The 10,359-nt window shown below is 61.4% G+C and carries 9 protein-coding genes and 1 tRNA gene; 2 read left to right on the top strand and 8 right to left on the bottom strand.

The annotated features are described in order from the left end of the window. The first annotated feature begins 3 nt into the window (after positions 1-3). Complete coding sequence (locus AC4BAR_RS10680) at positions 4-3,642, top strand: AAA family ATPase (RefSeq protein ID WP_490627839.1); 3,639 nt, start codon at positions 4-6, stop codon at positions 3,640-3,642. A gap of 53 nt (positions 3,643-3,695) precedes the next feature. Here the strand turns inward: AC4BAR_RS10680 and AC4BAR_RS10675 are convergent, their stop codons facing one another. From AC4BAR_RS10675 to rraA, 7 genes are all read right to left on the bottom strand, one after another. Further along, complete coding sequence (locus tag AC4BAR_RS10675; protein WP_490627838.1) at positions 3,696-4,007, bottom strand: hypothetical protein; 312 nt, start codon at positions 4,005-4,007, stop codon at positions 3,696-3,698. Beyond that, positions 4,004-4,336, bottom strand: a complete 333-nt coding sequence (locus tag AC4BAR_RS10670) for a hypothetical protein (protein WP_490627837.1) — start codon at positions 4,334-4,336, stop codon at positions 4,004-4,006. Before AC4BAR_RS10670 ends, AC4BAR_RS10675 begins: the two co-directional genes overlap by 4 nt. Positions 4,337-4,352: 16 nt before the next feature. Then, positions 4,353-5,381, bottom strand: a complete 1,029-nt coding sequence (locus AC4BAR_RS10665; RefSeq protein ID WP_490627836.1) for a tyrosine-type recombinase/integrase — start codon at positions 5,379-5,381, stop codon at positions 4,353-4,355. A gap of 192 nt (positions 5,382-5,573) precedes the next feature. Further along, positions 5,574-5,648: transfer RNA gene (locus AC4BAR_RS10660), tRNA-Val, on the bottom strand. A gap of 39 nt (positions 5,649-5,687) precedes the next feature. Further along, positions 5,688-7,004 (bottom strand): isocitrate lyase, encoded by a 1,317-nt coding sequence (aceA, locus tag AC4BAR_RS10655; protein WP_490627835.1) that lies wholly within the window; start codon positions 7,002-7,004, stop codon positions 5,688-5,690. Positions 7,005-7,259: 255 nt separating this feature from the next. Continuing rightward, positions 7,260-7,703, bottom strand: coding sequence for a gamma-glutamylcyclotransferase family protein (locus AC4BAR_RS10650; protein ID WP_490627834.1), 444 nt, complete (start codon positions 7,701-7,703; stop codon positions 7,260-7,262). Positions 7,704-7,715: 12 nt separating this feature from the next. Further along, positions 7,716-8,237 carry a ribonuclease E activity regulator RraA gene (gene rraA, locus AC4BAR_RS10645; protein WP_490627833.1) on the bottom strand — a complete coding sequence of 174 codons (522 nt, stop codon included), beginning with the start codon at positions 8,235-8,237 and terminating at the stop codon, positions 7,716-7,718. 333 nt (positions 8,238-8,570) lie between these two features. Between rraA and AC4BAR_RS10640 the strand changes: the two genes are divergently transcribed. Continuing rightward, positions 8,571-9,032 carry an SWIB/MDM2 domain-containing protein gene (locus AC4BAR_RS10640; RefSeq protein ID WP_490627832.1) on the top strand — a complete coding sequence of 154 codons (462 nt, stop codon included), beginning with the start codon at positions 8,571-8,573 and terminating at the stop codon, positions 9,030-9,032. Between the two features lie 70 nt (positions 9,033-9,102). Here AC4BAR_RS10640 and AC4BAR_RS10635 read toward each other — a convergent pair whose 3' ends face one another. Further along, positions 9,103-10,341: an MFS transporter gene (locus AC4BAR_RS10635; RefSeq protein WP_490627831.1), complete on the bottom strand. Its 1,239-nt coding sequence runs from the start codon at positions 10,339-10,341 to the stop codon at positions 9,103-9,105. Positions 10,342-10,359 lie beyond the last annotated feature (18 nt).

Raw genomic sequence — 10,359 nt, 5'->3', positions numbered from 1 at the left:
GCGATGGGCTGGCACCTGACCGCGCGATTGGCTTGGCATGACGACGGCTGGAACGGCCATGTCTGCAGTGCACCGCAGAAGAACACCTACTGCGTCGGTGCTCACTCGTACCCCGGCGACATGATCGCGGAACGGCGTGACCTGGCGTGGGAGCAGGGGTGCGCCGGGAGGTCCTGCGCTGGCCTGGACAAGGCGCCACCTTGCATCTACAGCATCAATGCTTTCGGCAGCGAGGCACTGACATCGTTTGCCGATCCGCCAGCATTCTTCAACAAGGGGACTAAACGGCGCGACTGGGCATTACCCCCCGCAACGGTCTGCGTTTGGCCCTACGAAGAGATGTACCGTGACGAGGTACGCAACGGAAACCACTACGACGCGCTTGCCCGCAAGAAATACGCTGACGAGTTCTTCGCGAAGGTCGAGAAGAACGCGAGCCTGGTCTTCTACTACTCGAACTACTCGAATCCGTTCAGCACGGCCGAGCAGCCCCGCTATGCGCTGATTGGTTTGTCCAGAGTCGTCGAGGTGGGAGGCGAGCTTTACTACGACGGCTGTGACGATCGCACCATGGAGCGGTACGGCGGCTACGTCTGGGACCGAAACGTCACGTCGGCCTATCCAGAGCAGGGGCTGCGATTGCCCTATCACCTCTACAAGGATGACCCCCGCGTCGAGCGGTTCACGGTCTTCCCTGACAACCCACTCCTCTGCAAGTACGGGTCCAAACTGCTGAGTGATGACGAGGCGCTGGGGCTGGTCGAGCAGTTCCATCAGGCGGTGCTGGCGCTCATCGACCTGGGTGATACCAGCGAGAACTGGGAGGCCCGGCGCAAGTGGCTCGAAGCCATCATCAGTGAGCTTTGGCAGCGCCGCGGCGCCTACCCGGGGATGACCGAGGTCTGTGTCTATCTCAATCTGCACGAAGCGATCCCGTACCTGAAGGACCAGGTCGCGTTGGGCCAAGAAGTGAAGGCCGTCGAAGCTGCGTGGGCGCTCGTGGAGGGCAAGGCGCAGACGTTGGGCGCGAAGACGGTGAATAGGCAATCGGTGGATGCCGTGCGGCGAACCTGGAGGTTGCTCGAACCGGAAAGTCAGGCGCTGCTGAAGGACGTTCTGGCGCGTCTGGACATCGACGCCGAGACCATCCGCCGAGTCATCGAAGGGCCGCACTACCAGTACGGCCTGGAGGCCAGGACGGCGGACATTTCACGCAACCCGTACCTGCTGGCGGAACAGTATGTCGGCAGCAACACTGATGACCGAATCACCTGGGGCAAGCTCGATCGCGCCGCGATTCCGTCACCAGAGCTTGGCGTACCGCAGCTCGTGGACCATGACTCGCCGCAGCGATTGCGTGCTCTGGCGGTGGAGTGCCTCTCTCGTGTGAGCGGGCACACTTTCTTGGAGCAGGGCGAGCTGGTGGAGCTGATCAATCGACGCCTACAAAGCGTGCCCGACTGGAAGCAGATCCAGTTCCGCGCCAAGTATTTCGAGGTTGACGAGTCAGAGTACCTGGGCGCTCTGTACTTCCGCAACGAAGATGGCGGCGACTTTGTCTACCTGCGGACAAATCAGCAGGCAGAGCTACGCGTCGAGCGGGAGATCAAGCAGCTGATTCAGCGGCCCGACATCGCGCTGCGCGTCCCGATGACCGAGGACAACTGGCGCGACTTCTTGTTCAAGGACGACAGCCCGCTTGCAGTGAAGGCCAAGAGGCAGTACGAGGAGGCCATCAAGACCCAGAGCGTCGCCTGCGCGAAGGTGTTTGGCCGTGGATTTTCGGTCCTGTGTGGTGCCGCGGGAACGGGTAAGACGACGGTGCTTGCCGCCATCGTCAAGGCCATCCGCAAGGTGGACGGCGTAGGTGCGTCGGTTATCGCGCTCGCTCCCACCGGCAAGGCTGCCGACCGTGCGCGTGAGGTGTTTGAGCGGGACGCGACCCTAGGTGCCGTGGAGACGGCCACGATTCATTCGTTCCTGGCCAAGCGGGGTTGGCTCAACGACAACTTGACGTTCAAGCGCATCGGCGGCGAGCAGGAGACTCAACGCCAGACGATCATCATCGACGAGTGCTCAATGATGGATCTGCAGCTTTTTGCGACGCTGTTCCTCGCAATCAAGTGGTCGACCGTGAAGCGTCTGATCCTTGTAGGCGATCCTAACCAGCTGCCGCCAATTGGTACGGGTAGAGTCTTCGCGGACATCGTCGGCTACTGCAAGGCAAAGGCCCCAGAGTCCATCTGCGAACTCACGGCGAACCTGCGACAGCTGGAGAATCGCGCGGAGGGCAAAGGCACCGGGATCATTGACCTGGCGAGCTTGTACAGGCAATCTGATCTGGCTGAAGAGAAGGACGAGGACAGAGAGGCTGCGGTCGAAGACCTGCTCCGGCGTGTCCAGGCCTCTGGTGACGTCGATAAGGACCTTCGCGTGCTGTACTGGCAGGAACCCGAAGACCTGTCCGCATTGATCCTCCAGCAGATGACCATCGACATGGCCGAGGATGCTGGAGTCGATCCTGACTCACTACCCTTCCACAAGCTTTGGGACAAAGCATTCAACTGGCGTCCGGAATATGCGCAGGTGCTGAGCCCCTATCGGGGTGAGCTGTATGGGATTGAGGCCCTGAACCTCGCCATTCAGCAACACAAGAGCGGGAGCCTCATGCAGCGCAACGGTGCGCTTGACGGCATCACGCTGTTCGACAAGGTTATCCAGATCCGAAATCGCACGTCCTCGGATCCGATTTACGGCTATGACTTCAAGACCAAGCGGATCGATCAGTGCGACGTGTTCAATGGCGAGCTCGGATTCGTGGGTCCGCACGGGTACGACAGGGATGCCTGGAAGCAACGGGGTTTTCGCCTGCAGCGCCTTGCGGTGGCCTTCGCCCGGAGAGGTGACATCCGCATCAACTACGGCACCGATCTTGGAAAGGACTCGAGCGGGCGATTCCTGCACGCGCAGCGCGTGGAAGAGAACCTCGAACTGGGCTACGCGATTTCAGTCCACAAAGCACAAGGCAGCGAGTTCGACCGGATCTACGTGGTCATCCCTGCCTCGAAACGCCAGCTCCTTAGCCAGGAGCTGCTGTACACCGCTCTCACAAGAGGCAAGCGCCACTGCACCCTGTTCATTCAGGGCGACGCTGGCGCGCTCATCGACATGCGGCGCCGTGAGCGATGCTGGCTTGCGCGGATCAATTCTTCGCTACTTGGATGGCATCTTGCGCCAATGCAGCTCTTGAAGCTGGAGGGCTGGTATGAGGCAGGCAAGATCCACGAGGCCCTGTCTCGCGACATGGTACGCAGCAAGTCCGAGGTAATCATTGCGAACATGCTCCATGAGCGCGACATCACCTTCTTCTACGAGAAGCCCCTGTTCGCACCGGATGGAACGATGTACCTCCCCGACTTCACGCTCATCTGGCAGGGCGAGGAAATCTACTGGGAACATGTCGGCCGCCTGAGCGACCCCGAGTACGCCAAGAAATGGACGGCGAAGCTCGCTTGGTACGAAAAGCACTTCGCTGGGCGGTTCCGAGTGACCTACGAGAAGAACCCCGGCCTCGCCGTTGGCGCCCCCACTTCACCGCTTGACGTGAGTGTGCAGGCTGACGCAATCATCAGACAGCTGTAGTCGCATAGTGGACGGAGCTTCGCAGGTCAACGCCCGCCCAAATTGGCATTGGACTACATGTCTTCGGGCTCAGTTCTCAGCTGCGCATGGCTCACGTACTGCCAACGTCGAAGAAGCTCTTGACGCCATTCTTGCCCGATACGAGCCATGGCCTCCGCGATGGTGTATCCATCATCTTTTAGCAGGTCGGATCGGCTGGCTGCGAGGGCAACGTAGAGTCGCTCCCCCGTACTCATTCCACGGCAGGCGTCCAGCTTGTTGCAAGCCACACGGTGGGCGACTTCGTCCAGGTAGTCGAGTTGATCATTCATCATCACTTCTCCATCAAACGGGTAGAGGGTTGCGCAAACGTTCGGTTTGATCAAGTCACGTCGCGAGCGGGCCGGTCTCGGCGGGTAATGCTCTCGTAGCCAAGATTGCGTGCCAAGTCGACCCAGAAGTTTGGGTACTTCTCCAAGATTCGGCAGAACGGACCAGCCGGCGCCTGGTTCCGCGCATTCAGGACAGCTTCAACGGCACCATGTTTCGCGCCCAAGTCACTTGCAAACTCTTCTAGTTCTCCAAGCTCGTGAAAGCGCCCGTAGACGTGCCTGAACTCATCTGTGAGAGAACTGATGGCGATACTGATTACCTGAAGCTTCAGCTCAGTATCAAGCGTTACCATGCTCATTCCGTCATCAACGTGATGTTTCATTTCGAATCCCTTTCGATCATCCGATCTTGCTAACGAGGTGTGCTGCACTGAAGTGCGTGTAACGCTTCAACATTTGCAGAGTCTTGTGGCCTGTACACGAGGCGACTTCAAGCGGGTTCAGCCCTTTCTCGAAAAGCCGACTCGTGGCTTCGTGGCGCAGGTCATGGAATCTCAGGTTCTGGATGTTCAGTGCCTTCACGCCACGGATAAATGACCGCTTGATAGCCTCGGCAGACACACCATCAAACACCGGACCACTGCTTCGCGGTCCAAGTGAACGCAGCACTTCAACAGCCTTGTTCGACAGCGGCACCGATCTCTGCGACCCGTTCTTCGTGGTTGGCAACGTAGCCACCTGCGTGACGAAATTGATGTACTCCCACCGAAGCCCAGCAAGCTCGCTCTGGCGCATGGCAGTCTCGATTCCCAATTTAGTGATCGGGGCCATGTAGGAGTTGCGAGGAACTCCGGCAACGAACCGCCCTTCCGCGCTTCTGGCATCGGAGGAGGCGAAGTAGCCCAACAGTCGTTCTTCTTCATCGCAGCAGAGTCGCCGCTCTCGCCCAGGTGCAGCCCTGGGCTTGCGCACCAGTCGCACTGGGTTCTCATTCATTGCGATTCCCCACTCACGACGCGCGGTTTCGATGACATGACCCATCAGGTTCAAGTCACGAAGGACAGTCGAAGGACTGACACTCTTCAACCGCTCATCTCGCCAACCGGCGATCTTGGTGCCCGAGAGGGCTGACATCGTCGCGTGTGCGATTGGATGGCGTGCGAGGGCCTTGATGCGAAACACTTCCGAGGCCGCACCCTTCTTCGTGGGACTGACCTCTGAGGCGTATCGCTGCAGGATCTGGCCGAGCGTCGTCTTGTCAGACTCCGTGCGGTCGACGAATACCCCTCTTTCGATGTCCGCCTCGACCTGCATGGCCCAGCGCTCGGCGAGGACCTTCGTGCGGAATGATCTCGACAGGTCCGGATGACCTTGCCGACGGATGCGGGCGCGCCAGCGGCCGGATTTCCTTTTCTCGATTTGTGCCATGTTGGCTACTCCTTGGTTCGTGACAGAGAGACTGTCGACGAGGTCTGGAGCGAAGGGAGGACAGCAAAGCCTCGACTTCAGTGCCACTTGCTGGTCGTGCCCCGCCCGGGAGAGCTCGACCCAAATTCGACCCAGCGGGGGGCCAGAACGCAAAAAAGGGACTCAGCATGTCTGCTAAGTCCCTGATCTACTTGGTGGGCGGTGCAGGGTTCGAACCTGCGACCCCTGCCGTGTGAAGGCAGTGCTCTACCACTGAGCTAACCGCCCGTGTTCAGCCTATGAGTGTACCACAGGCTGAGACGGTTTTCAGTGGAACTGCTCTTCTTCGGTGGAACCGGTCAGCGCCTTGACGCTGGAAGAACCGCCCTGGATCACGGTGGTCACGTCGTCGAAGTAGCCTGCGCCCACTTCCTGCTGGTGCGACACGAAGGTGTAGCCCTTGTCGCGTGCAGCGAACTCGGCTTCCTGCACCTGGTCCACATAGTGCTTCATGCCTTCGCCGCGGGCGTAAGCGTGGGCAAACTGGAACGTGTTGTACCAGTTGATGTGGATACCGGCCAGCGTGATGAACTGGTACTTGTAGCCCAGCGCCGACAGGTCTTCCTGGAAGGAAGCGATCTGGCTGTCGTTGAGGTTCTTCTTCCAGTTGAACGAGGGCGAGCAGTTGTACGACAGCAGCTTGCCAGGGCAGGCAGCGTGCACAGCTTGTGCGAACTCACGGGCGAAGCCGATGTCGGGCACGCCGGTTTCGCACCACACCAGGTCGGCGTAGGGAGCGTAGGCCACGCCACGGCTGATGGACTGCTCCAGGCCGTTCTTGACGCGGTAGAAACCTTCTTGGGTGCGCTCGCCGGTCAGGAAAGGCTTGTCGTTGGCGTCGTGGTCGGAAGTGATCAGGTTGGCGGCTTCGGCATCGGTGCGGGCCAGCACGATGGTGGAGACACCCATCACGTCGGCGGCGAAACGGGCCGAGATCAGTTTCTCGCAGGCTTCCTGCGTCGGCACCAGCACCTTGCCACCCATGTGGCCGCACTTCTTGACGGCAGCCAGTTGGTCTTCGAAGTGAACGCCGGCGGCACCCGCAGCGATCATGTTCTTCATCAGTTCGAAGGCGTTCAGCACGCCACCAAAACCGGCTTCGGCGTCGGCCACGATGGGCAGGAAGTAGTCGATGAAGTCCTTGTCGCCGGGGCCAATGCCACGGCTCCACTGGATTTCGTCAGCGCGCTTGAAGGTGTTGTTGATGCGGCGCACCATGGTGGGCACCGAATCGTAGGCGTACAGCGACTGGTCGGGGTACATGGTTTCGCTGGTGTTGCCATCGGCGGCGACTTGCCAGCCCGACAGGTACACGGCTTCCAGACCGGCCTTCGCTTGCTGCATGGCTTGACCGGCGGTGATCGCGCCGAAGGCGTTGACGTAGCCCTTCTTGGCGCCGCCGTTGACCTTGTTCCACAGCGTCTCAGCGCCGCGCTTGGCCAGCGTGTACTCGGGCTGCAGGCTGCCGCGCAGGCGCACGACGTCAGCAGCGGAATAGCCGCGCTTCACGCCCTTCCAGCGGGGGTTGGTTGCCCAGTCTTTTTCCAGGGCGGCGATTTGCTGTTCGCGGGTTTGTTGGGTCATCAGTCACTCCATGCGTTGGTTGAAAGAGGTCAATGCAGCAAGAGACACGCCACATCGATGTCTCTACTTTAAGTCTTATACAAGACCGTGTAAAGCTCTTATGTCTTATACAAGACATAAATTAGATCGTTACAAATCAACCACTTAGCAGCGCATTTTCATAAAATGAAAATCAAAACCGCATTGAAGAAATCCAATTCCGCACCGCAACATTGCATATTTCGCATTGCGGAACAATGGGCTGCGTTTTGAAATTCAATCGCTGCGATGGGGTGCAACGGCGTCGCGTCGCAACCAATCGCCGCCGGCAATATCTGGCGCGCCCCGAATGCGACTGGGGTGGATTTCGTACACCAGGCAGCGCAACGGCCGCCCCGCCACCGTCACTTCCAGATGGCGTTTGAGGTACTCCCCCTGACCATCGGCTTGTACGTCCTCCAGGCGGTCCAGGTCTGCTTCCAGTGCCGGCGCAATCGCGTACACCTCGCCGTGCACCGGGCCGCCTGGCCCGAGCACCACGCCGGGATAGGCGCCCAGGTGGTGCATCACGCCTTGAATGCAGGCCTTGCCCACCCAGCGCGGCGCTGGATGGCGGTGGTTGATGTCGTTGGCCTCACCCCGCCGCAGCGTGCCATAGACAAACACATGGCCCCAGTGGGCGTTGTCGGCCGGGTCAGGGGCCGATGCCCGCGGGTCCATGGCCAGCCGCCGTCACACCAGCGGCGCGGCCGCCACCACGATGCCGTCGGCATCGGCGTACAGCCAGTCCCCCGGCCGCACCCACACGCCCTGCACTTGCACGGCAACGTCGCGCTGCCCCTCCCGGCGCTTCTCGGTGGGCCAGGGCATGGGCGCCAGCGCGCGTATGCCCACTGGCTGCGCGGCCAGTTCAGCCACATCACGCACACAGCCGTCGATCACCACACCGGCCCAGCCGTTCTTGGCCGCTGCCGCGCCCAGGTTGCCGCCCAGCAAGGCCCGGCGCAGCGAACCGCCACCATCAACCACCAGCACCTGGGCCACGCGCCCGGCCGGGGTCTCCAGGTAGCCCGGGGAATCAACTGCGGCCTTGACCAGCGAGTTGTCTTCAAAACATTTCACCGTGACCACCGGGCCACAAAACTGGGTGAGGCCACCGAAATCACGGAACACCGGCGGCAACACGCGGAAAGCACCGCTGGTGTCGTTCTTGTGGGCATCGCAGAAATCACAGGTGGCAAAACGGGGGCTCATGGGATCACAGGTCCTGACGGGTTGAACATCGGCCGCCAGCGCGGCCACAAAAGGGGTCGACCGAGGCCGATGCGCAAGCATAACGAAAGCCCTGCGCAGGCCTGGCGGCCCCGGGTTTTCCCTCTGAAACCGGGCCTTCGGCAGTCACGTCGGCTGCTGGAGAGACAGGGGTTCGAGTTTTTTCGTCGTTTCCAGAGGCAAATCCGCAACGTTCCCCAATGAAAAAGCGCTTTCTCGCTTGGACGGGGCTTGTTTCTCCAGTAGCATCCGGTTTGCCAGTGGGGAAGCAGTTTTTCGCTGGTGATTAATCAACTTCTAGAAGGAAATTCAATCATGGCAACTGCGAAAAAAGCGCCGGCAAAAAAAGCGCCCGCCAAAAAGGCGGCTCCGGCAAAGAAAGCGGCAGCACCCGCGAAGAAGGCGGCCGCTCCGGCCAAGAAAGCGGCTCCTGCGAAAAAGGCAGCAGCCCCGGCCAAGAAGGCTGCGCCTGCGAAGAAAGCAGCGCCTGCCAAAAAGGCCGCTGTGAAAAAGGCGCCGGCCAAGAAGCGCACCCCCAACGCGGCCTTCATGAAGGCCCTGACCCCCAGCGCTGCCCTGGCCGCGGTGATTGGCGACAAGCCCATCCCTCGCACCGAGATCGTCAGCAAGCTGTGGGTCTACATCAAGAAGCACGGCCTGCAGGACGCGCTCAACAAGCGCATGGTCAACGCCGACGCCAAGCTGAAGGAAGTCTTCGGCAAGGCCCAGGTGTCGATGTTCGAGATGGCTGGCCTGATCGGCAAGCACGTCAAGTAAACCGCTCCTTGCTTCCCTCCAAAAAGCCGGCGCAAGCCGGCTTTTTTCATGGCGTCGTGGCCGCCTTCGCTCAGCGCGACCGGGTGCGCAGGCCCACCCCGAGCGCCGCCACCACGCTGAGCAACAGCACGGCCGCCGCGCCCACCAGCGTGGCGCCATACCAGCCACGGTCCATGAGGACGCCAAACAGCAGCGGCGAGATGGCAAAGCCGGTGTCCAGGCCCGAGTACACCAGGCCATAGACGCGGCCGGTGGCGCCGGGCGGCGTGGCGCGTTTGATCATCATGTCGCGCGACGGCCCGCCGATGCCCACCGCAAAGCCGGTGGCGGCCAGCACCACCATGGTGGCGGTGCCGCCCAGCCAGCCGGTACCGCACAAGGCCAGCAACACCGCCGCGGCCGCCATGCACCAGGCCACCACCCGGTCACTGTGGGCCGAGTGGCTGGCGATGAAGCCCCCCACCAGCATGCCCACCGCCCCGCTCAGCATGTAGCCGGTCAGCGTCAGCGTGGCGGCTTCAAAGCTCACGCCGTGCATGGCCTGCAGGATGGAGGCGGAAAAGCTCTGGATCACCGCCAGCGTCATGGTGGACAACAGGAAAAAACCAAAGCACCACCAGACCACCGGCAACTTCATGAAGGCCACGCTGTCGCCGGCCGAGGCCTCAGGCCGGTGCACCACCGCCTCGGTGTGCAGTTTGTCCCGCTGCACCAGCAAGACCAGCAGCACGGCCGCAAACAGCGCAGCAGCCACACCATAGGCCGCACGCCAGCCCAGCCAGGCCCCCATGCCGGCAAAAAACACCGGGGCCGCGGCCCAGCCCAGGTTGCCGGTCAGCCCGTGGGCACTGAAGGCATGGCCCAGCCGAGGTGCCGACACGCGCTGGTTCAGGATGGTGAAGTCGGCCGGGTGCAGTGGTGCGTTGCCCAGGCCGGCCAGCGCCGCCACCGCCAGCAGGCCGGCGTAACCGGTCACTGCCGAGGCGGCCAGACAGGCCAGCGAAAAAATGCCCATGGAAGCCAGCAGCACCGGCTGGGCACCGACACGGTCCACCACAAAGCCGGCCGAGGCCTGGCCCAGGCCAGACACCACAAAAAACACCGTCATCAGCAACCCCAGTTGGGAAAAGCTCAGCCCGAACTCCCGCATGAACACCGGAAACAGCAACGGCAGCAGCAGGTGGGCGAAGTGCGAACTGGCGTGGGCCAGACCCACCAGACCGATGACACCGGCGTCCCGGGCCAGTGGCACGGGTGTGGTGGACAGCAGGGCCGGGGACCCGGTGGAAGCGAGGCTTGCGGTGTTCATGCTGTCATGCTAATTTCC

It is taken from the genome of Rhodoferax sp. SPJ4, from assembly GCF_058216275.1.
This window is presented reverse-complemented; position numbering and strand designations above follow the sequence as displayed.

Excerpts from the sequence above, each read along its gene's own strand:
- AC4BAR_RS10650 (WP_490627834.1), bottom strand. The coding sequence starts at position 7,703 with ATGGACCCGCGGGCATCGGCCCCTGACCCGGCCGACAACGCCCACTGG.
- AC4BAR_RS10640 (WP_490627832.1), top strand. The coding sequence starts at position 8,571 with ATGGCAACTGCGAAAAAAGCGCCGGCAAAAAAAGCGCCCGCCAAAAAG.
- rraA (WP_490627833.1), bottom strand. The coding sequence starts at position 8,237 with ATGAGCCCCCGTTTTGCCACCTGTGATTTCTGCGATGCCCACAAGAAC.
- aceA (WP_490627835.1), bottom strand. The coding sequence starts at position 7,004 with ATGACCCAACAAACCCGCGAACAGCAAATCGCCGCCCTGGAAAAAGAC.
- AC4BAR_RS10670 (WP_490627837.1), bottom strand. The coding sequence starts at position 4,336 with ATGAAACATCACGTTGATGACGGAATGAGCATGGTAACGCTTGATACT.
- AC4BAR_RS10635 (WP_490627831.1), bottom strand. The coding sequence starts at position 10,341 with ATGAACACCGCAAGCCTCGCTTCCACCGGGTCCCCGGCCCTGCTGTCC.
- AC4BAR_RS10680 (WP_490627839.1), top strand. The coding sequence starts at position 4 with ATGGGCTGGCACCTGACCGCGCGATTGGCTTGGCATGACGACGGCTGG.
- AC4BAR_RS10665 (WP_490627836.1), bottom strand. The coding sequence starts at position 5,381 with ATGGCACAAATCGAGAAAAGGAAATCCGGCCGCTGGCGCGCCCGCATC.